24 protein-coding genes are annotated in these 21,550 nt (G+C 44.5%); 4 read left to right on the top strand and 20 right to left on the bottom strand.

Annotated features, from left to right (window positions below):
- Positions 1 to 30: 30 nt before the first annotated feature.
- From EIZ58_RS08370 to EIZ58_RS08330, 9 genes are all read right to left on the bottom strand, one after another.
- Positions 31 to 999, bottom strand: a complete 969-nt coding sequence (locus tag EIZ58_RS08370) for a PhoH family protein (RefSeq protein WP_134700150.1) — start codon at positions 997 to 999, stop codon at positions 31 to 33.
- Between the two features lie 4 nt (positions 1,000 to 1,003).
- On the bottom strand, positions 1,004 to 2,194 hold the full coding sequence (yqfD, locus tag EIZ58_RS08365) for a sporulation protein YqfD (protein ID WP_167577570.1): 1,191 nt from the start codon (positions 2,192 to 2,194) through the stop codon (positions 1,004 to 1,006).
- A gap of 15 nt (positions 2,195 to 2,209) precedes the next feature.
- Positions 2,210 to 2,491, bottom strand: a complete 282-nt coding sequence (gene yqfC, locus EIZ58_RS08360; protein ID WP_134700148.1) for a sporulation protein YqfC — start codon at positions 2,489 to 2,491, stop codon at positions 2,210 to 2,212.
- A 195-nt stretch (positions 2,492 to 2,686) separates the two neighbouring features.
- On the bottom strand, positions 2,687 to 3,109 hold the full coding sequence (locus EIZ58_RS08355; RefSeq protein WP_134700147.1) for a hypothetical protein: 423 nt from the start codon (positions 3,107 to 3,109) through the stop codon (positions 2,687 to 2,689).
- Positions 3,110 to 3,117: 8 nt separating this feature from the next.
- A complete protein-coding gene (gene floA, locus EIZ58_RS08350; RefSeq protein WP_134700146.1) occupies positions 3,118 to 4,113 on the bottom strand; it encodes a flotillin-like protein FloA in 996 nt (331 codons plus the stop codon).
- A 14-nt stretch (positions 4,114 to 4,127) separates the two neighbouring features.
- Positions 4,128 to 5,462 carry an NfeD family protein gene (locus EIZ58_RS08345; protein WP_134700145.1) on the bottom strand — a complete coding sequence of 445 codons (1,335 nt, stop codon included), beginning with the start codon at positions 5,460 to 5,462 and terminating at the stop codon, positions 4,128 to 4,130.
- Positions 5,463 to 5,622: 160 nt separating this feature from the next.
- Complete coding sequence (locus EIZ58_RS08340) at positions 5,623 to 6,066, bottom strand: GatB/YqeY domain-containing protein (protein WP_134700144.1); 444 nt, start codon at positions 6,064 to 6,066, stop codon at positions 5,623 to 5,625.
- Between the two features lie 32 nt (positions 6,067 to 6,098).
- Complete coding sequence (gene rpsU, locus EIZ58_RS08335; RefSeq protein ID WP_129196526.1) at positions 6,099 to 6,272, bottom strand: 30S ribosomal protein S21; 174 nt, start codon at positions 6,270 to 6,272, stop codon at positions 6,099 to 6,101.
- A 106-nt stretch (positions 6,273 to 6,378) separates the two neighbouring features.
- A complete protein-coding gene (locus EIZ58_RS08330; protein ID WP_134700143.1) occupies positions 6,379 to 6,702 on the bottom strand; it encodes a histidine triad nucleotide-binding protein in 324 nt (107 codons plus the stop codon).
- A gap of 154 nt (positions 6,703 to 6,856) precedes the next feature.
- Here EIZ58_RS08330 and EIZ58_RS08325 point away from each other — a divergent pair, with 154 nt between their 5' ends.
- Positions 6,857 to 8,242, top strand: coding sequence for a UDP-N-acetylmuramoyl-tripeptide--D-alanyl-D-alanine ligase (locus EIZ58_RS08325; RefSeq protein WP_167577569.1), 1,386 nt, complete (start codon positions 6,857 to 6,859; stop codon positions 8,240 to 8,242).
- Positions 8,243 to 8,267: 25 nt separating this feature from the next.
- On the opposite strand, the gene EIZ58_RS08320 is transcribed toward EIZ58_RS08325, so the two are convergent.
- Complete coding sequence (locus EIZ58_RS08320) at positions 8,268 to 9,338, bottom strand: D-alanine--D-alanine ligase (protein ID WP_134700141.1); 1,071 nt, start codon at positions 9,336 to 9,338, stop codon at positions 8,268 to 8,270.
- A 203-nt stretch (positions 9,339 to 9,541) separates the two neighbouring features.
- Here EIZ58_RS08320 and EIZ58_RS08315 point away from each other — a divergent pair, with 203 nt between their 5' ends.
- Positions 9,542 to 9,916, top strand: coding sequence for a LysM peptidoglycan-binding domain-containing protein (locus EIZ58_RS08315; RefSeq protein WP_167577568.1), 375 nt, complete (start codon positions 9,542 to 9,544; stop codon positions 9,914 to 9,916).
- Here the strand turns inward: EIZ58_RS08315 and EIZ58_RS08310 are convergent.
- Complete coding sequence (locus EIZ58_RS08310; protein ID WP_167577567.1) at positions 9,903 to 10,472, bottom strand: 5' nucleotidase, NT5C type; 570 nt, start codon at positions 10,470 to 10,472, stop codon at positions 9,903 to 9,905. The genes EIZ58_RS08315 and EIZ58_RS08310 overlap by 14 nt on opposite strands.
- Positions 10,473 to 10,569: 97 nt before the next feature.
- On the opposite strand from EIZ58_RS08310, the gene EIZ58_RS08305 reads away from it, so the two are divergent.
- Positions 10,570 to 10,767: a DUF378 domain-containing protein gene (locus EIZ58_RS08305; RefSeq protein WP_134700138.1), complete on the top strand. Its 198-nt coding sequence runs from the start codon at positions 10,570 to 10,572 to the stop codon at positions 10,765 to 10,767.
- 310 nt (positions 10,768 to 11,077) lie between these two features.
- On the opposite strand, the gene EIZ58_RS08300 is transcribed toward EIZ58_RS08305, so the two are convergent.
- Together EIZ58_RS08300 and EIZ58_RS08295 are read right to left on the bottom strand one after the other, a co-directional pair.
- On the bottom strand, positions 11,078 to 11,539 hold the full coding sequence (locus EIZ58_RS08300; RefSeq protein WP_134700137.1) for a divergent PAP2 family protein: 462 nt from the start codon (positions 11,537 to 11,539) through the stop codon (positions 11,078 to 11,080).
- 53 nt (positions 11,540 to 11,592) lie between these two features.
- Positions 11,593 to 12,954: a class I SAM-dependent rRNA methyltransferase gene (locus EIZ58_RS08295; protein ID WP_134700136.1), complete on the bottom strand. Its 1,362-nt coding sequence runs from the start codon at positions 12,952 to 12,954 to the stop codon at positions 11,593 to 11,595.
- 101 nt (positions 12,955 to 13,055) lie between these two features.
- Here EIZ58_RS08295 and EIZ58_RS08290 point away from each other — a divergent pair, with 101 nt between their 5' ends.
- The gene (locus EIZ58_RS08290) at positions 13,056 to 13,994 is read left to right on the top strand and encodes a Na/Pi cotransporter family protein (protein WP_134700135.1); all 939 of its coding nucleotides are present in this window, start codon (positions 13,056 to 13,058) and stop codon (positions 13,992 to 13,994) included.
- A gap of 90 nt (positions 13,995 to 14,084) precedes the next feature.
- Here EIZ58_RS08290 and deoC read toward each other — a convergent pair whose 3' ends face one another.
- The 7 genes from deoC to dnaK form a co-directional block, all read right to left on the bottom strand.
- Positions 14,085 to 14,753 carry a deoxyribose-phosphate aldolase gene (gene deoC / locus EIZ58_RS08285; RefSeq protein ID WP_134700946.1) on the bottom strand — a complete coding sequence of 223 codons (669 nt, stop codon included), beginning with the start codon at positions 14,751 to 14,753 and terminating at the stop codon, positions 14,085 to 14,087.
- A gap of 5 nt (positions 14,754 to 14,758) precedes the next feature.
- A complete protein-coding gene (locus tag EIZ58_RS08280) occupies positions 14,759 to 15,196 on the bottom strand; it encodes an NUDIX hydrolase (RefSeq protein WP_370297662.1) in 438 nt (145 codons plus the stop codon).
- Between the two features lie 121 nt (positions 15,197 to 15,317).
- Complete coding sequence (gene mtaB, locus EIZ58_RS08275) at positions 15,318 to 16,655, bottom strand: tRNA (N(6)-L-threonylcarbamoyladenosine(37)-C(2))-methylthiotransferase MtaB (protein WP_134700133.1); 1,338 nt, start codon at positions 16,653 to 16,655, stop codon at positions 15,318 to 15,320.
- Positions 16,656 to 16,657: 2 nt separating this feature from the next.
- Entirely contained in the window at positions 16,658 to 17,410 is a 753-nt protein-coding gene (locus EIZ58_RS08270) for a 16S rRNA (uracil(1498)-N(3))-methyltransferase (protein ID WP_134700132.1), read from the bottom strand.
- A 15-nt stretch (positions 17,411 to 17,425) separates the two neighbouring features.
- Positions 17,426 to 18,364 carry a 50S ribosomal protein L11 methyltransferase gene (prmA, locus tag EIZ58_RS08265; protein WP_134700945.1) on the bottom strand — a complete coding sequence of 313 codons (939 nt, stop codon included), beginning with the start codon at positions 18,362 to 18,364 and terminating at the stop codon, positions 17,426 to 17,428.
- Positions 18,365 to 18,398: 34 nt separating this feature from the next.
- Positions 18,399 to 19,514, bottom strand: coding sequence for a molecular chaperone DnaJ (gene dnaJ / locus EIZ58_RS08260; protein WP_134700131.1), 1,116 nt, complete (start codon positions 19,512 to 19,514; stop codon positions 18,399 to 18,401).
- A 182-nt stretch (positions 19,515 to 19,696) separates the two neighbouring features.
- Entirely contained in the window at positions 19,697 to 21,532 is a 1,836-nt protein-coding gene (gene dnaK, locus EIZ58_RS08255; protein WP_134700130.1) for a molecular chaperone DnaK, read from the bottom strand.
- Positions 21,533 to 21,550 lie beyond the last annotated feature (18 nt).

The following is a 21,550-nucleotide window of genomic DNA, read 5'->3' as shown; positions in this document are numbered from 1 at the left end:
CTCCTCTGCCCCCTGGGGGGCAAGTGTTGATTATTGATCCCCTTCTGTCTCTGCGTAAGCCTTGATAATCTTGTGTACTAAAGGATGTCTGACTACGTCTGCTTCGCTCATAAGGACAAAGGAAATGCCTGGCACATTGGCAAGAATTCTCTCTGCCTCTTTGAGACCTGAGCGCTTGCCGCGCGGCAGATCAATTTGGGTAACATCACCTGTGATCACCATCTTAGATCCAAAACCTAGTCGAGTTAAAAACATTTTCATCTGCTCTGGCGTCGTATTCTGAGCTTCATCCAGAATAACAAAAGAATCCTCCAAAGTACGGCCACGCATGTAGGCTAGGGGAGCCACTTCGATCGTTCCCCGCTCCATGAGACGGGTTACTGCCTCCATGCCCAAAATATCATTCAAAGCGTCATATAAAGGTCTGAGGTAAGGGTCTACCTTTTCCTGAAGATCACCAGGCAAAAATCCTAGGTTTTCGCCAGCTTCTACTGCCGGACGGGTAAGAACAATCTTCTTAACCTGTCCTCCCTTTAACGCGACGACTGCCATAACAACAGCCAGGTAAGTTTTACCTGTTCCGGCAGGACCAATGCCAAAGACAATATCATGCTTCCGAATGGAAGTAATGTAGTGACGCTGTCCTAGCGTCTTCACACGGATGGGCTTGCCTTTAGCAGATTGGGCAATCTGCTCATCAAAAAGCTCTAGCAACTCATCTACTGCCCCACGCTTAGAAAGATCGATGGCATAGGCAATATCGCGTTCGGACAGCTGCATGCCCTTTTCTACAAGGACGGCAAGCACTTGCAGGAGCTGACGAACGGTTGAGGCTTCCTGGTCATGTCCTGATATGGTAATTTCATCGCTGCGGGCCGTAATTTTGGTTTGAAACGATTCTTCAATCTTCTTCAGGAATGCATCTTGCGGTCCAAATAGTGCAATCGCAGTTGCTGTATCTTTAAGTCGTACTTTGATTGATTCTTCTTGTACGGGCAAAATATCATTCTCCTTCAATGATTATAGGTTGTTCGACAGCAATGTCTTCAATGGCAACAACGTGCATCTTAATATAGACTTTATCATTCTCTCGCTTCAGGTGCAAAACTTTTTCTTCTTTAATATATCCTCCATTTCCCATTTTACTAAGGATGTCCTGCCTAGCTGCTTGAATCGCCATATCTTGAGCTTGTTTCTCATCCACTAGTTTTTCCTGGGTTTCCACAGCGTGGAGATCCTCCGTCTTCCAGGCGAGCGGGAAGGACTTGTCTCCCCAACGCATCACCCACTTTTGATCCTTTATCTCATAGTTTTGGAAAGGAAGCTCTTTATATCCCCAAATCTTTATTTGTTTTTCACCCCATACGATGTAGAAATTGCGATGACTCTCCCCAACAAATACAGCCTGCTTCTGTTCAATCGGCACAATCACTTCTGTCTCATACCATACCTCCCCTTCAACCCTTCCCCTGGCCGCTACAGCAGTGGGACTTTCCGCTTTACCGATCAAACCCGAAACGAGAATATCTCCCTTTTTTACAAAATCATCTGGACGAACCACTGGTTTTCCCTCTTCTGCAAAAATAGTAGAGATCACTGCCGATTTTTTCGCCACGAGGTGTCTAGGGCTTAATGCTTCCTTCGTCTCGGGAAGAATTTTTTCGACTACTCGGATCTGTGCTTTCGTCCCTTTTATCTGAAACCCAACCCACGAAGCTTCCGGGAGGTTTTCCAAGAGCTTAGCCTGGATCTTGTCAGGTTCGTCCATCATAAAGCTAAACTTCCCCTGTTGGATTCCAATTTTCTCGGCCACTTGTAAAACCTCGTACTTCCCGATCTTCTCGTTTCCTACTACTTCAATCGACCAGATTACATTGGATAATAAAAATAGCATGATAATAAACAATAGAAAGCCGCCGAAAAACGCATAGCGTTCCCTTACTCTTGTTAAAAAGAAGGGAAACCCATGTCTGCTCATGATCTGCATGCGACAACCTGTCTCTCGTAAAAGAGGCTTGAGAAGAAAAAAGTCCTCAAGTCGGATATTTATCTTTCCTCGCTGATCATCATAACGAGTAATATTCCACACCTGCATTTTTTTCTGAACAGCGAGATTAATTAAGCGTTCTATCCTCCTCCCCCTGAGGATAATCACGAGGTATCCATTAAACCATTTTAACCATTGATGCTGCATATTTTGCATATCCCCCTATTCAATAAATTGAACTCCATCCACTTTTCCCTCGATGAGAACCTCTTCAGAAAGAATGGCACGGATCACCAGCTTTTCTCCCTTTACAAGCAACTGACCCTTTGTTAAAAGCAAACGGAGCTCCTTGTCATTAAAAAGAAGAACTCCGCGATGATTCTCTATGTACATATGAATCTGCCCGATCATCGTGATCCTGGGCATCTCCATGGTAACATCGGCTGGCAGGTCGAGCATTTTTGCTGCAAATTTACGCAGGTGTCTCCCCCACATTTTTTTCATTCGGCCTCGGCTCCCCCTTCCAATGATCACTGTCTGTTTTAAGCCTCATCTCTTGGGAAATGATTAGGCAAAGTGCTACTAATGTAGATGTATGCTCAGACAAAGGCTTTTATGAAGCTAAAAAGAGAACGTTCTATACAAAACAAAAAGGACCCCCAACCTTGGTTATCAGTTGGGAGTCCCCTTCTTTAAGCTTCAGTATTTTTTTCTTCCCAGGCGATGAGGCGCCTTAGATCGAGGAGGTCCATAAATCTGGCTCCAAATCATTCCCTGTACAGCAGGAGGAAGGCGCGATTCATTTTGTGCAAGAGCCGGGGCTACTTTCTTATCCTTCCTGTGAGCTCGCACAGGGGCCTCCCTATCTCCTTCACCTGCTACAGGGACCATTGGGCTAACTTGAGCAGGTGAATCTCCTATAGGGTCTACTGGTCTTCTCCGAATGACGGGTTCCTGTTCTCTTTCCCATGGAAAATCTACGGGCACTGTCTCTCGGGACGACGCCGGGTCTTCTTCCATCCCTTTCCGCGCTCCTCTTGCAAAGGAACGAAACAACCAAAATACCAACAGCAGTAGCCAAAGGTTGGAGAAGATGAGATCAAGCAACCAGCTAATCAACATCTTCTATCCTACTTTTTATCCGCATCTTGATCTCGATTGCCAGTCTGTTGACCAAAAGACTGTCTCATCTCGGTATCTGCATCAAGATTCTTCATATTAAGATAATCCATAACGCCTAGCTTCCCATGCTTGAGAGCTTCTGCCATGGCTTGAGGAACCTGTGCTTCCGCTTCTACTACCTTGGCCTGCATTTCCTGTACCCGCGCCTTCATCTCTTGTTCAAAAGCAACGGCCATCGCTCTACGCTCTTCGGCACGCGCCTGAGAAATTTGCTTATCAGCTTCTGCCTGTTCAATCTGCAGGTTAGCGCCTATATTTCTTCCGACATCCACATCGGCAATGTCAATGGATAAGATTTCAAACGCAGTCCCTGCGTCAAGCCCTTTTTCGAGAACGGTCCGAGAGATTCGGTCCGGATTCTCTAGTACTTCTTTATGGCTATTCGCGGAACCGACGGAGGTTACAATCCCTTCTCCAACACGTGCAATTATGGTTTCTTCTCCTGCTCCCCCTACGAGGCGGTCAATATTGGCCCTTACGGTAACCCTAGCCTTAGCCTTAAGCTCAATACCATCTCTTGCCACAGCGGCCACAAAAGGCGTTTCAATTACTTTAGGATTAACACTCATCTGAACAGCTTCAAGAACATCCCGCCCTGCTAAATCGATAGCAGCTGCCCGTTCAAACAGCAAATCGATGTTCGCTCGTTCCGCTGCAATTAGAGCATCCACTACACGATCCACGTTTCCTCCAGCCAGATAGTGACTCTCTAGCTGATTAGAAGATAGATCAATTCCTGCTTTTCTAGCCTTAATTAAGGGATTAACAATCCGAGCGGGAAGAACTCTTCTTAATCGCATTCCAACTAACGTAATAATCCCAATAGGCACCCCTGAAGCCAAGGCTGAAATCCACAGCATCACAGGCACAAACGTAAAGAACACGGAAAGTACAACCACTCCTAGAGCAACCGTCAGTAGAAAGGATAGCGTTGCTGCATCCATCTTATCAACTCCCTTTAATCCTTATTTTTTACCTCACGGACCACGACGCGCGTGCCTTCCACTCGAACAACTTTAACCGGCCTTTCCTTTTCGATATAGCTCCCCTCTGTAACGACATCGATCAGCTCTCCATCAATTTGAGCTGTTCCTGAAGGTCTTAATGTGGTGACTGTTACTCCTTCTTTGGATAGGAGTCCTCTCCAATCTTTAGGAGCCGAATAACCTTTTTCATTTCTTTGGTCTTCTCGTAAAATGAATTTGTTCCATACACCACGGTGACCAAAATATTTGATAACAATAAACGAAATTACAAGAGTGATAACAAATGCAATCCCTAGTGAGATAGAACCATGAGTAGCATCATATGCAGCTAATACGATCCCAGATAAAATGGATATCAAGCCAATTCCTCCAAATATTCCAAAACCAGGGACGACAATTTCAATAAGCAATAAAATAATCCCCACAATAAAAAGTACAATATGGAGCCAGTCAGCGAACCCCGCAATAAAGTGCCCAAAGAAATAAAGCGAAAATGCGGTTAAACCAATTAACCCAGGCACTCCGAATCCTGGGACCAAAAGTTCAATAACAATACCGGCTAGCCCTACTGTGAGCAATAAAGGGATAATATAAGGACTCGTTACCCACCTCGCCACTCTTTCTCCCATATTGGGCTCAAGGTTAATGATCATAGCCCCCGCAAAGCCTGTTTGGTTTAAAGCATCTTCAAAGTTTTGGGCTAGATAGTCTGCATATCCTACTTCCTTAGCGACACTCGGGGCAAGAGATAAGATTTTCCCTGCTTCAGTAACCCCTTCAATCTCAATTTGAGGATTTACCATTGCTTCAGCAATTAAGGGATCTCTTCCATTCATCTCGGCAGCACTTCTCATCTTTTTCGTCCAAGCTGAAACGAACTTTTCCTCCGCCATGTTCCCCGCCATATCAATAGGTGCAGCTGAGCCCATCGCGCTGCCCGGTGTCATTATAATCTTATCGGCATTTAGTGCTATGTAAGTTCCAGCGGAGAAAGCTTCATCCACAATATAGGCATAGACTGGACGTTCTTCTTTTCGAATTAATTGCCCTATAAGTCCTGCTGCCTGCACCTCTCCCCCAGGGGTATCAATCATCAGAAATATCGCATCAGCCTCATTTGTATCAGCTTCCGCAAAACCCCTTTGCAAAAAGCTATAAAGTCCTTGTTCTACTCCTTGCTCGACAGGAATGACATAAATCAGCTTACCTGTTTGCGCTTTGGTTTGAAGAGGCAATAGGAAAGAGATTATTGTTGCCAAAAATAAGAAGCTTAGCACAATCTTAGTGATCCTTTTGCTATGCGACATTGACCAACCCTCCCTTCTACTCTATATACATGCCGTGCTAGCACCTTTATTTTTTCCCTTTTCCCCTCCAGACTATTACTTCATACGGGATGAATTGGAAAAGGTTTCATCCGAACAAAACAAAAACACCTTATGCAAATGCATAAGGTGTTTGTATGTTCTAAGGAAGCAATTCCTGAACAATTTTGTTCACGAGGTTTCCATCGGCTTTGCCTTTAACTTTAGGCATGATGGCTCCCATAACCTTTCCAAGGTCCTTCTTCGAAGTAGCTCCAACTTGTTCTACCGTTTCTTGTACAATTTGACGAACTTCTGCTTCGCCTAATTGCTCAGGTAAGTATGTTAATAACACTTCGATTTCAGCGCGAGTTTGCTCAGCCAAATCGGTTCGGCCAGCATTTTCAAATTCTTGGAGGGAATCGCGTCTCTGTTTCAACTCACGATTGAATAAAGTTAGCACCTGATCGTCGGTCAGCTCTTTACCTTGGTTGATTTCTTCGTTCTTAGCAGAAGATTTCACCATGCGGATGACGGAGAGTTTGAGCTTATCCTTATCTTTCATGGCTTGCTTCATATCATCGTTAAGTTTATCAAGTAGACTCATTTCGTCACCCTATCCTACTTAAACTAAAAAAATTAGAACTTGCGCTTGCGAGCAGCTTCAGACTTCTTCTTGCGCTTAATGCTAGGCTTTTCATAGTGTCTGCGCTTCTTCACTTCAGCTAGAATACCGGCCTTACCTGTTTCACGTTTAAAACGACGAAGAGCGGCATCAAGAGATTCGTTTTTACGTACGCGAACTTCAGACATTGCTTTTCCCTCCCTCCGCATTAACCATTAAAAACAATCTTATTCAGACTGTCAAAGCATATTATATTATACCTGGGCCACCCTGGTCAACATGAACTTATATTATTTATTCTTTCCAGCCCCAGAGGTGATAATGGAGATGAAAAATCTCTTGACCGCCCTTTTCTCCGCAGTTGTTGATTAAGCGCATCCCTTGAAGTTCCATCTTATGATACATGGTTTGCGCAATCTTATGTATGTAAGCAATCAGCTCTAGATCTTCCTCCGCAACATCCATCATGGTTGGAATATGCTTCTTAGGTATGATCAGCAAGTGTACCGGCGCTTTAGGATGGATATCATGAAATACCATGACTTTTTCGTCTTCATATTCAATCTTAGCAGGGATTTGCTTTTCAATAATCTTGCAAAATAAACAGTTTGCTTCCATTTCAATGCCTCCTAATACTAGATAAATTCACTGTACCGTTTTTTGGAGAATTATGTCAAGGGAGCTATTGCTTCCATTGCTGGTTGCTCCCATCCTCGTCTTAGTGTTAGCATAAAAACAAATGATTTTTTTTCCCGATTGGAGGAACCCTTACATGCTTACTCTTGAAGACATATGCCGGGCAACCGGAGGAAAACTAATAGGTTCTTCCCCCTCACTGCCTATTACATCCTTTCACTTTGATACAAGGCAGATCCTTCCTGGCGCCATGTTTATTGCCATTACCAGCGGCTCTCGTGATGGACATCTATTTATAGCCGATGCAAAGGCGAATGGGGCAGTGGCCATTCTTATTTCTGATGAGCGATATATACAAGAAGATTCCGGCTTAGCCTATGTTCTTGTGAAAGACACGCAACTAGCTTTCGGTGAGATGGCTCGCTTTTACCGAGCTGGGCTAACGATCCCCATCATTGCGGTTACGGGAAGCAATGGCAAAACAACAACCAAGGATATGATTTCCCACATTCTAGCCCATAAAAAGTCCGTGTATAAGACCTATAAAAATTTCAATAATCATCTCGGCGTTCCCCTCTCGATCTTGCAGATCACGGATGAGCACGAAATGGCTGTGTTGGAAATGGGGATGAATCACGCTGGAGAAATTGACTATCTCGCCTCTATTGGTAAACCTGATGTTAGTGTGATCGTGAATGTAACCGATGCCCATATTGAAAACCTAGGATCTAGGAAAAACATTGCACGAGCAAAAGGGGAGCTGCTTCCTCATACGTCGCCATCCGGTTTTGCCATTCTTAACGGCGATAATGAGTACGTTGTGAGTGTCAGTCATCTAAACCCAGGAAAAAACTTTTTTTACGGTATCGAAAAAGAGGCCGACATCTATGCAACCGATCTTCGTACAACCGAGCAAGGAACGAATTTTATCGTCCATCTTAAAGGCCAAAGCTATAATATGGCTATTCCCATGTTTGGCACACATAACGTTGCGAATTGCCTCCCAGCCATTTTTATCGCGTATCACTACGGATATACCCTTGAAGAGATTCATACTAGCCTATCGACCTTAGCGATATCCCCTATGAGGTTTGAGCTGGTAAGAGATTCGAAAACAGCCATGATGATTAACGATGCCTACAACGCGAGCCCTACTTCGATGAAGAGTTCCATTGAAACGTTTACTGGAATACTTCCTCTGCATAAGAAAGTGCTTGTCTTAGGCGATATGTATGAATTGGGGGCAGAAAGCTCAGCTTATCATCGGGAAGTAGGGCATTTTATTCAATCGCTGGATGCGGCGAATGTGGCTTATGTAGTTACCGTAGGAGATAAGTCCCGTTTTATCGGGGAATCATTATCCATCCCTACACAGCATTTCGAAGAAAAGAAAGACGCAGCTGCATTTCTTCACCGCTTTATGGACCCTCAATATGCTATATTGTTTAAAGCTTCCAGAGGAATGAAGCTGGAGGAGGTTATTCAGGATGTCCTGGCAAAACAAAAAAGAGAGCGTCCCTAAAAAAAGGGACCCTCTCTTTTTTTCCTTACTCCAGCTTCTCCGCGGCAACCGCATTAGCATGACGGTCATTGTACCGTTCTAGCCCTAGTTCGACTAATTGATGGATGAGTTCTGTGTATGAAACTCCTGCTGCCTGAAACAGCATAGGATACATACTAAATGGGGTAAACCCTGGCATCGTATTGATTTCATTGATATACACCTTATCCTGCCGCTCATCCCAAAAGAAATCAACTCTACTCAATCCCGAAGCATCTACGCTATGAAAAGCCTTTTTACCCATTTCTTCAATCTGTATTCTTACATGATCTGGAATTTCCGCAGGGATATATAACTTTGTCCCTGTGTTTTTATACTTGGCTTCATAGTCGTAAAACTCGTTAATCGAGACAATCTCTCCTACAACGGATGTCTTCAAATGCTCATTCCCCAATACGCCGATTTCCAACTCTCTCCCGCTAACGAATTCTTCCACCACAATTTTGCGGTCAAAACGGGCAGCCAACTCTAGGGCCTGAATCAAAGAGTCGCGGTCCTTAGCCTTTGATATCCCCACGCTCGAACCCATATTGGCAGGCTTGACGAAGCACGGGTAACCAAGAGTATTCTCAATGTCTGAGACAATAGAATCCATGTTTTCCAATTGTGTCCGTAAAAAAGAAAGATACTTGCATTGGGGAATTCCTAATTCACCAAAGACGTTTTTCATAGCAACTTTATCCATGCCTACTGCAGAACCTAGTACACCTGTTCCAACATAAGGTATATCCGCCATTTCAAGTAAGCCTTGTAGTGTTCCATCTTCTCCATTCGGCCCATGGATAACGGGAAAAGCAATATCAACCATTTCCTTGAGTCTGAGTACGTTGGGCTGACCTTCGAGGGCTCCACGGAACCTTAATTCCTCAACAGAAGCGATATCTCGATCCGATACTGCGCCTTGCACCCATATTCCATCAAGCTGGATATATATAGGGATAATTTCATAACTATTGCGATCGATGGCGTTTATTATCGCCTTTGCGGTACTTAGTGACACCTCGTGTTCACTTGATTTTCCACCATAAATAATGCCTAACCTTATTTTACTATTCATTCTTGCAAAGCCTCCCTTATCCATCGCTGCCGAGCTTATAATAGATATCTCTCTCGATATGATACCAATTTTATAGGCAAATGGTTACTAATATGTACACTATACCCCATATCCTCTTTAAGTTAAATCCCTCCTTCTTTTCTTGGTGCATAGGACAAGTTCTTGGTTTTGCCTGCATAGAATGTAATGAAGGAGGGATAGTTATGGCCGTGATCTTAAAAAAGTTAAAGGGAAAAACCGTGTATAAAGGAGATCCAGAACCGGAATGGCAGCATTTACTTACTCTTCTTAAGTTACTGTTGATCCTTTTCCTCATTTTCAGCAGCTTCCATTGGATCGTAAAGAAAAGAGTTCAGCATCTACCCGCAGATGGTCTTTCTGTTGCCATTCAAACAACGACAGAAACCAAAGCACAGGCCCAACGCATGTATACAGTAAAAGAAGGAGATACCCTCTGGAAAATAGCCATTCAGTTCTATCCACAGGATAATCCTGTAACAAAGATTAAGGAAATCATGAAGGTCAACCACATGAAAACAGATTCCATAAAGGCGGGCCAGCCGCTTAAGCTCCCCTAAACCTCATCTGCAATATGAGATTGGCAATGGCTCTCCAGTCCGCTAGATAAAACAGATTCTGGCTTCTGAAGTGGGAGTTATAGGGATAGGGAATAGCGATCGTGGTCACGCCGTGTTGCAATAAGTTTTTGATATTTTTATCAGAATCCTCTACCATTACAGCGATTCCATTCTCCCTGCAAATCTTTCCTTTCTCCGAAGCCCCAAAGATGACCTTGTCATAAGGAACATCATGCTGCTCTAGCCAAGCCAATGTCATCGGCTTCATGATAATAGGCCGCGCGGTTATTAAGTAGATCCTGCATCCATTTCTCCTCAGCCAATGCAAGGCCTCCCTACAATATGGCTGAGGCTTAGAATGGAACGCAATTTCTAATCCGAACTTCTTCCAAAACCATAACTCCTCCCAAACGGAAAGCCTCAAGGCGTCTCTTAAATGATAGCGTTGGTAAATATCCCACAACGTCCACTTATTGCCAAAGTGCTTCTTTACACTTCTCTCCAATAGTGGACTTAGGTTATTAATTACATTATCAATATCCACCCCAACACGCACGATCACCACCTCCACTTTTCCATATTATGTATATCAGCATAGACATGGGACGCAGAGGGAAAGATAAACTTAAACTAACAAGATTGGAGGGAAAAAGATGGATCGTGTGGCCCTTATCTTAGTCATTATTGGAGCCTTGAATTGGCTGCTGGTAGGATTATTCCAATGGGATTTAGTGGCCGCCTTATTTGGCGGCGAGTCAAGCTGGGTAAGCCGTATTGTGTACACACTGGTTGGCTTGGCAGGGATCTATTGCCTGTCTTTACTCTTTAGAGAGCGAGCGGTACAAAAATAAGGCACGCAATAAAGGGAAGGATCTCAGTGAGAGTCCTTCCCTTTTATGTTTATGTTACTTAATTTCCAAAAAGCCAGCTCAAGAACCTGATAATCGGGGTTTTTCTCGTTTTGTTGTTGACTTGCCATTGGTGTACATCCAATAGGGTTCTTTTGTATGTGCCTATCTTGACTTCGCTCATTTTTGTAGATTGTGGTTTATCTAACAACGAACTCACCCCTCTATAGCTTGTCCTGTTATTACAATACCATAGAACAGCTATAGAATGGTGTCACAAAGCGTTGTCGAATCTAATCTAGTTTTGTCTGTCTTACCTTTCTGATAAGAGATAACTCACTGCTCCGACCGCCAATCCAAACAATGCACCTGCAGCCACCTCGGACGGCAAGTGACCCAAACGTTCTTTAAGTTCTTTCTCTGTATCATGATAATGCTCAATTTCAGGATGGGCTTCTGACAGTTTTTCCACAGACTCCTTTAAATCGTTTACCGCGATAGCTGTCTGTCCCGCATGATATCTCACCCCTGCGGCATCGTACATTACAATCAAGCCTAATAATGTCGCAATGGAAAAGTCGATAGAACAAAACCCTTTCTTGAGTCCGATGTAAGTGGCTAATGAACTTACCCCTGCGGAGTGAGAACTTGGCATCCCTCCAGGAGTTACGGCTGTCTTGATGTTCCACTTTCCTGTCTGAAGGTATTCAAAGGGAATTTTAAGACCTTGGGCTAAAACAATACCGGATAGTGCCGTCTTAATTGCTCTATTCATTGTCATTTCACCCCTTTATTATTCTCCCCCGCCGCTATAGACCCATTCAAGAGTTAGTGCTGAGAACGAACTTCAAAAATAGCAAATTTTAAGTAATGACCCTCATTCACGCCCAATATTTCAGGATGATCGATGCCTGCACCGCTCCAATGAACGACTCGGAGAATTTTTTTAGCATCCTGAGCGGCTTCCTCAAGGGTCTCGCGGAATAACTGTGGAGACATATGAAACGAACAGGAAGCCGTGACTAAAAACCCGCCCTCGTTAACAAGCTTGAGCCCATGCAGATTAATATCCTTATAACCCCTGCAAGCGGACTTAACGGCCCCTTTTGACTTTGCGAACGCTGGAGGATCTAATATTACCACGTCCCAAGTCCGTCCCGCGGCCACTTGCTCCCGCAAATAGTCAAATGCATTAGCAACAACGAAATCAACACGATCAGTGAAGCCATTTAGCTCTACATTTTTCTTGGCTGTTTGAATGGCATGATCTGAAATATCTAAACAAGTTACTTTTTTTGCGCCATGCTTGCAAGCATTTAGCGTGAATGAGCCAGTATGGGCAAAACACTCCAATACCGTTGCCCCATCCCAATAAGGAAATTGCACAATGTTTCCATTTTTATTAACCGGGGCCCATTCGGGCTGCCCATGCAGATCTAGGGTTTGAGTAGCCTGTTGCGTAAATTTAGGGTTGTCTGGATTATCCGCTTTCACTTGATCGAGAGGAACCAACCGAATTCCGCTTCGCCCTCCCCACCCCTTCATTAAGGGAGCAATGGCGGCGCGATTTTCTCTTTGGTCAAAGAAAAATCCTGTTTTTTGCCCTTCCTTTACATCAATAATATATTTTAGACCGTTCTCGATAATTTCGACCTCCGTATGGAATTCACCATGCCAGAACCCTTTTTCTTGGGCTAACCCTTCTAGCTCACGGACGGGTACATCGTTGCGCAAATAGATCCCCCTAGGATTAAACGTTTCAAGTAAAGCTTCTTTGATCCAATCTTTTCGAAGCTCCATCCCTAGAGATAAAATCTGAACAACCAGTATATCCTCGAATTTATCTACAACAAGCCCTGGTAAAAAATCGGCCTCGCCATAGATCGCCCGGTATGAATGGGTATCTGTTAAAAAACGCTGACGGTACTCAACCGCCTTTTGGATTCTCGTCTTAAAAAAGGAAGGATCAATATTTTCTTCTGAGTCATAGGTTAACACCCTCACCATAATTTGCGATTGGGGATTAATATATCCTTTTGCCAGAAATTGTCCCTTGTGATTACACACCTCTACAATATCCCCAGGCTCATATTGTCCTTCTATAGAACCAATTTCAGATTGAAAAATCCAGGGATGTCCCTTTTCTAGTCTTTTTTTTCTGTTGCTGGATAGAAATACTTTTGCTGTCATCTTCGTTTTCCTTTCTGCAGGTAAATTGCTTGTCATGCCTGTCTATTCTTTATCATACCTATAATTATCATGGAATAGATCTATACCATAGGAGCTGAAGAATGAAAGAGATCATTATTCCCTTTGCCGTCGGTATTTCCATCTTCTTATTCGGTATGCAGATTATGAAACTGGGGCTGAATAATCTAGCAGCCCATAAACTTAAAGAAATTTTGACTCGTTTTACCAAAACACCTTCGCATGGGTTCCTTACAGGAACGGTCCTCACGATGCTTTTGCAAAGTAGTAGTGCGGTCACGGTGATTACCATCGGCTTGACCAATGCTAGGCTGCTTACCTTCCCACAAACGATTGGCATAATCCTCGGGACGAACATCGGGACCACTGTAACTACGCAAATTATCGCCTTAGACATATACCAATATGCCGTTCCTCTTTTTCTATTCGGAGCTTTTCTTTGGCTTATTCCTTATCACATACTACGTTGCACTGGCCTTGCCATTGCCGGATTCGGATGTATTTTTCTTGGAATGGATGCCATGCAAACCATCGTTCATCCCTTCCGTGAAACAGGAATTTTCCGGGAGCTTGTGGTTTGGGGGTCAGAAAACAGTGTAGTTGGCGTTTTAATTGGGACAGCCATTAGCGCTGTGATTCAGAGCAGCTCAGCCACCACAGCCATTACCATGAGCTTCATGGGCGATCATCTGATCCCCTTAACCATGGCGATTGCGATAGTCCTAGGGAGCAATATTGGAACGTGTATGACCGCGCTCATCGCGGCAATTGGAGGTAATACCGCTTCCGTTCGTGTTGCTTGGAGCCACATCATCCTGAATGTAGCTGGTGTTGTTGCCTTTATTCCGCTTATCAGTCTACTCGCTCTTATTTCTACTTCACTCACGGCCCATCCTCCGGCACAAGTTGCCCATGCTCAGACCATTTTTAATGTGGTATGTTCTTTAGTCGTATTGCCTTTTGCCCACTTGTTCGCTCGGCTTGTTGAATATTTGATCCCTGAAAAGAAACCCTATACCTAAAGTGTCCTGAATGATCTGATCTATCCTCACCTACTTAAGCATGAAGAAGGCTTTTGTTTTGTGGTCGCCCACAGAACAAAAGCCTCTTCCTTAGTATCCGCTTGTTTGAGATGTTTGGCCCGTTACGATCGCGATTCCGGCACTTGCCCCTATTCGTGTAGCACCTGCCTCAACCATCGCGGCTGCCGTTTCATAATCGCGTACCCCACCCGATGCCTTGACCCCAATCTCCGGGCCAACGGTCTTTCTCATTAGTGCAATATGAGGAACGGTGGCTCCTCCTGGTCCAAACCCAGTAGAGGTTTTTACAAAATGAGCACCGGCTTCAACTGAGATTCTTGAGGCTGTTTCAATTTCCTCTTCAGACAAAAGACCCGTTTCCAAGATGACTTTTACGATAGCTTGTTCCCCAGCAGCTTCAACTACAGCAGCAATATCCTTTTTTACCCATTCCAGGTCGTTGGATTTTAAGGCTCCCACATTCATGACCATGTCAATCTCAGTAGCGCCATCACTAATCGCTTGTTTTGTTTCAAACGCCTTAACTTGAGGCATATTGGCGCCGAGAGGAAACCCTACAACAGTAGCCACTTGCACCTTTGTACCCGTGAGAAGCTCTTTACAAAGAGCCACCCATATAGGGTTCACACAAACAGCAGCAAATTGGTATTCTTTAGCCTCTTCGCATAGCTTGAAGATTTGTTCTTTGGTTACCTCAGGCTTAAGCAAAGTATGATCTATGTACTCATTCAGCGACATCATGACTATTTCCCCTTTGGTAGACTTAGTAATGTAAAAGCTTTATCAATCACGGAGTGATTGTTTTCGTAGCCTATGGACATCTGAACCCTCCATGCTTCCTCAGGCGACATCCAGGTAACTTTATTAATTTCTTCAATTTGCGGGACGAGTTCTCCCGAAATGGCCTCCACTAAATAATAGTGAACCTCCTTGTTAATCGGTCCCAGCTGGGGATGGTAATATTGATAGTAGATCACTTCGAGGGGTTCTACAATCCGTCCATCTATCCCGGTTTCTTCCTTTACCTCGCGCAAGGCTGTTTCTTCCATTGTTTCTCCCGGCTCTTGTTTGCCCTTGGGCAATGAGATCTTCATATACCGATCTTCGATAATAAGCAGCTCTAGCTGCTCTCCTCGCTTACGATAAACAACGCCTCCGGCAGATATCTCTTTCACGTCCATCACCCTTTTCTACCCTGGTAACTTTCTCTTATTTTACCCTTTATTATCAAAGAAAAAAAGTTTCTTGAATAAGATAGCAAACAAAAAGGATATCTGTCTAACGCCAGATATCCTTCCCGCTTTACCTTGCCGTTGTAGGTTCTAATTCCCGGATAAAGGTTCCTCGGCAAAACTCAACACCCGGTTCATCTAAACGCACTCGAACCATTTTTCCGATCAAGTCAGGCGTCCCTTGGAAGATAACCTTTAGGTAATTATCCGAATAACCGTAGAATAGGTCTTGCTGTCCGGATCCATCCGTATAGGCACTTTCAGGGATAATGTCTAATGCCTGCCCTAAAAATTCCTTCGAGTATTGGAGAGAGAACGCATTAGACAGCTCGATTAAGCGCTGCACCCGCTCATTTTTAATCTCTTCCGGAACCTGATTCTCAAACTTTGCTGCTGGAGTTCCGGTTCTCTTGGAGTAAGGAAACACATGCATTTCCGCAAATTGAATTTCCTTTATAAAATCAAAGCCATTCTCAAAGAGCTGTTTCGTTTCACCCGGGAATCCGACAATCACATCTGTCGTTATGGCTACTCCGGGCATCGCTTGACGAATTTGTTCTATTTTCTTTCGGTACTCATCCACCGTATATTTTCTGCGCATTCTTCTAAGGACTTGGTCATCGCCTGCCTGAAGAGGAATATGCAAGTGCCTGCACATTTTTTCGGAACTTTGAAGCACTTCAATGACACTGTCGGTGATTTGGCTTGCTTCAATCGAGCTGATTCGAATCCGTTGAAGACCCTCCACCTTGTCTAAGTCCCATAAAAGCTTAGCCAAATTATAATCCTCAAGATCCTCACCATAACCACCTGTATGGATTCCTGTAAGAACAATTTCTTTATATCCGGCTTCCACAAGCTTGTGGGCTTGTTCGAGTACATTTTGCGGGTCTCTGCTTCGCATGAGTCCTCGTGCCCATGGGATAATACAAAACGTACAGAAATTATTGCAACCCTCCTGGATCTTCAAGGAAGCACGTGTCCGATCCGAGAAATCTGGAACTTCCAGTTCTTCAAACTGGCGAGTCTTCATAATATTCTTGACTGCATTTATTGGTTCCCGATTTCGTTGATATTCTTGAATCAAGTCAAGAAGCTGTTCTCTTCCTTGCGTACCAAGAACAATATCGACACCGGGGATATTAGCCACTTCTCCGGGAGACGTTTGGGCATAACAGCCTGTTACAACTACTATGCCTTCCGGATTGCGTCGAACGGCACGGCGAATAACCTGACGGCTCTTTTTATCACCTGTGTTCGTAACGGTACAGGTATTGATGACGTAAACGTCCGAGTCGCCCTCAAAGGAAACCTGTTCATAGCCTCCTTGCTTAAAGATCTGCCAGATGGCTTCTGTTTCATAATGGTTGACCTTACATCCAAGTGTTTGAAAGGCTACAGTAGGCATTTTTACCTACCTCCCAACTGTTCAAAATAATACGAAATACAAGAAAGGCTATATAAGGCTGCTGTTTCCGTGCGTAGAATCCTTCTACCTAACATCACGGGAGAAAATCCTGCCTCCATTGCCTCTTCAACCTCCAAGTCGGAAAAGCCTCCCTCAGGTCCCACGACCAGCAACACCTTTTTCCCGGGCTGAAGATGCTGCATCGCCGCGTGCAATGTCGATGTTTGCTCGTTCTCATAAGCGATGAGGGCAAGATCGTACTCTTCGCCTTCAGCTAATAGCTGCTTCCAGGAAAGTAAGGAGTGGATAGAGGGAACTCTTTGACGGTGAGCCTGCTCCGCCGCTTCCTTGGCAATTCTCCCCCATCTCTCCAGGCGTTTTTGTTCCTTTTTCGCGTCTAGCTGGACAACCGTTCTTGATGAGATAAAAGGGATAAAGCTATGGGCCCCAAGCTCCGTTCCTTTTTGTATGACCAGCTCCATCTTATCTCCTTTAGGAAGTCCCTGGGCTATGGTCACGTTCACCGGTAGTTCTCGATTGTCCGTTAGCGGCTCCACAATTTTACAAAGAACTTGTTCCTTATTGAGCTGTTCCACTTCACAGAGAAAGCAAGCACCATTTTCATCGCAACTAATCAAATGGTCACCAACAGAAGTTCTCATCACCTTCGTGATGTGCCCCACATCATCCCCAGTAATCACGATCTGTTGGCTGCTCTTATTCACGTTTTCCTGTTCTACAAAGTACCTCTGCATTGCTTGCCCCTCAATCTACATTTTTTTGGCTACAATGGAGACCCAATCGTCCAGCTCTTGAACCTCAATAATCTCAAATCCTGACCTTCTTAAGGCGTCTTTTACGTCCTCTTGCTTTTGCGAAATGATACCGGAGGTAATAAAAAGACCATCCCTTGGTAATAAAGCAAAAGCATCATCCGTAAAACGCACGATAATTTCTGCTAAGATATTGGAAACAATCATTTCAACTGGCTGATTAATCCCCTCAAGCAGGTTATTTTGTTTAATACTTATTTTGTCCTCCACCAGGTTTAATTCCGAGTTAAGAAAAGTGGATTTTACAGCAATTTCATCCAAATCCATAGCCAAAACGGAGCTCGCACCGAGCTTGGCGGCTGCAATACTTAAAATGCCTGAACCGCATCCCACATCGATCACCCTGTCACGGGGGTTCAGATACTTCTCTAGAGCACGAATACATAAAACGGTAGTAGGATGTGTCCCTGTACCAAAAGCCATGCCTGGGTCAAGTTCAATAACCAGTTCATTCTTATTGCTTGGAACGTACTCTTCCCATGTAGGGGTAATGGTAATTCGTTCGGAGATCTGAACAGGCTTATAGTATTTCTTCCAGGCCGTTGCCCACTCTTCTTCGTGAACCTCTGCTAAAGAAATTTCAGCACGACCAATGGGAATATCAAACGTCTCCAACAATAAAACCTTCTGTTTAATTTCTTCTACCGTTTCCGCAATATGGGCATTCATAGGCAAGTAGGCTTTAACAATAACCCCTTCCTGGGGATAGTCGCTTGGAGAGAGCTGATAAATTTCACCATAGGATACATCCCACTCACGCAGCAGAATCTCGGGATCTTCAATGACGACCCCGCTGGCTCCTGCTTCATGAAGGATATTAGATACAGCTTCCACTGCTTCTTGCGTTGTATGAACACTTACTTCCGACCACTTCATATTCACTCAAACTCCCTCCAATTGACTGCTTCAACTAATCCCCGCGGAAGGCCCGCTTCATCTTGTCAAAAAACGATGCTTCTTCTTCCGTTGGCTTGACTCCACTAATTTCTCCAAACTCACGAAGGAGATCTTTTTGTTTTTCCGTTAGGTTGGTTGGTGTAACGACCACAACACGAACATGTTGGTCCCCTTGACCAGTGCGACGCAAATGCGGAACCCCTTTTCCTCTGAGACGGAAATACGTATCGGTTTGCGTACCTGCAGGTACCTTTAACTTCACTTTTCCATCTAGTGTGGGCACCTCAATCTCATCTCCCAGTGCAGCTTGGGCAAAAGTAATCGGAACCTTACAATAAATATCCACTCCATCGCGCTCAAAAAATTCATGATCTCTGACACGAATAACGACATATAAATCCCCAGGCGGTCCTCCGTTGATGCCTGGTTCACCTTCACCCGGCACGCGAAGTTGGGCTCCTTCATCTACCCCTGCAGGAATATTCAAGTGGATTTTCCGGCGCTTCTTCACGGTTCCAACTCCGCGGCAATCCGAACACTTCACTTGAATCATTTTGCCTTTACCGCCGCACGCGCTACAGGTTCTTCTATTAACGACTCTACCAAATGGAGTATTCGCCACTTGCTCTTGTTGCCCAGTACCACGGCAGGTGGAGCAGGTTTCAATCTTACTGCCTGGTTCCGCACCGGATCCGTGGCATTTTCCGCATTCCTCGTCCTTTGGTATTTCTATATCCAATTCTTTCCCAAAAACCGCTTCTTTAAATTGCAGGGTCAACGTATATTGCAAATCCGCTCCTTGACGTGGTGCGTTAGGGTTTCTTCGTCCACCCCCGCCGCCAAAGAACATGTCAAAAATGTCGCCAAAGCCGCCAAAATCCTGACCGCCAAAGCCGCCCGCGTTAGGATCCATCCCCGCATGGCCATATTGGTCATAGATGGACCGTTTCTGAGGATCACTTAAAACATCATAGGCCTCTTTTACTTCCTTGAACTTCTCCTCAGCATCCGGAGCCTTATTCACGTCAGGATGATACTGACGAGCCAGCTTTCTATAGGCTTTTTTGATCTCATCGTCGGATGCGCCTTTTCCTAAGCCGAGCACTTCGTAATAATCGCGTTTACTCATGATCCTTCACTCCCTTTCACACTTATCCGTTAAAGAAAACTTGGCTGGCGCCAAGCCTTTACGGCGCAGGCGGCAGCCTAGTTGCCCTTATGCAGATATAGAATTCTATATACATTTTTAAATTCTTGTCTGCGAAAAAAGTCAAAGCCAAGTATAGCCTTGACTTTGACTCATTGCAACCCTTACTTTTTATCTTCTTCAACAACCGTATAATCTGCGTCCACTACATTGTCTTTTTTCTCTGCAGATCCTGCAGCTCCTGGGTCTTGACCCGCTGCTTGAGCTGCCTGAGCGGCTTGCTCATACAATTTCACAGATAGTTGCTGTACGATTTGAGAAAGTTCTTCTTTAGCCGCCTTGATTGCATCAAGATCCGTTCCTTGAAGAGCCGTTTTCACTTTTTCTTTAGCATCGTTAGCTTTTGCTACCTCTTCAGCATCCACTTTTCCTTCAAGATCCTTTAAGGTCTTTTCTGTAGTGAAGACTAGCTGATCTGCTTCATTACGAACTTCCACTTCTTCTTTGCGGCGTTGATCGGCGTCAGCGTTGGCTTCAGCTTCTTGAACCATGCGCTCAATCTCTGCATCGCTCAATCCAGAGGAAGCGGTAATCGTGATCTTTTGTTCTTTACCTGTACCTAGGTCTTTAGCTTTAACATTCACAATACCGTTAGCGTCAATATCGAAGGAAACCTCGATTTGCGGAACGCCGCGCGGCGCTGGAGGAATATCGGTCAATTGGAATCGTCCTAGCGTTTTATTGTCTCCCGCCATGGAGCGCTCCCCTTGTAATACATGGATTTCTACAGAAGTCTGGCTATCAGCCGCTGTAGAGAAAACTTGAGACTTGCTTGTTGGGATGGTGGTGTTACGGTCAATTAGCTTAGTCATCACTCCACCTAGAGTTTCAATACCAAGGGATAAAGGAGTAACGTCCAGCAATACCACATCTTTTACATCCCCGGTAAGCACCCCAGCTTGAACTGCAGCACCTAAGGCAACCACTTCATCTGGGTTAACGCCTTTATGCGGTTCTTTTCCTGTATACTTGCGAATGGCTTCTTGTACAGCCGGGATACGAGTAGATCCTCCAACAAGAAGGATTTTATCAATTTGACCTGGTTGCAAACCAGCATCTTGGAGCGCTTGGCGAGTTGGACCCATCGTTCTTTCGACTAAATGCGCAGACAGCTCTTCAAACTTCGCACGGCTTAATGTAACTTCCAAGTGCTTAGGACCTGTTGCATCAGCTGTAATGAAAGGAAGAGAGATCGTCGTCGTTAAAACCCCAGATAGATCCTTCTTTGCTTTTTCTGCAGCATCCTTCAGACGCTGAACCGCCATTTTGTCGTTGGCTAAGTCGATACCATTATCCTTCTTAAATTCTGCTACTAGATAATCAATGATCACTTGATCAAAATCATCCCCGCCCAGCTTGTTATCGCCAGAGGTCGCTTTTACTTCAAAAAAGCCTTCCGATAGTTCCAAGATGGAAACGTCAAATGTACCTCCACCCAAATCGTAAACTAGGATCGTTTGATCATCAGATTTCTCTAGGCCATAAGCCAAGGCGGCAGCCGTTGGCTCGTTTACAATACGCAATACTTCTAAACCTGCAATCTTACCAGCATCCTTCGTAGCTTGACGTTGGCTATCATTGAAGTAAGCAGGTACTGTAATTACGGCTTGAGTAACCTTTTCTCCTAAATAGGCTTCCGCATCGGCTTTAAGCTTTTGGAGAATGATCGCGGAAATTTCTTGCGGAGTGAAGTTCTTACCTTCCGCTTCCACCTTGTGGTTTGTTCCCATATATCTCTTAATGGAGATGATGGTGTCTGGATTGGTAATAGCTTGACGCTTAGCCGTTTCTCCGACAATGCGTTCTCCATTTTTGAACGATACGACAGACGGAGTGGTGCGATTGCCCTCTGCGTTAGGGATAACAACAGGCTCCCCACCTTCCATAACTGCCACACATGAATTGGTTGTTCCTAAATCGATACCGATTACTTTACTCATGGTTAAACTCCCTCCTGG

The organism is Ammoniphilus sp. YIM 78166, assembly GCF_004522215.1.
GTDB lineage: Bacteria > Bacillota > Bacilli > Aneurinibacillales > RAOX-1 > YIM-78166.
Note: the sequence above shows the minus strand (reverse complement) of the source record. Positions and strands in the feature narration are given on the sequence as shown.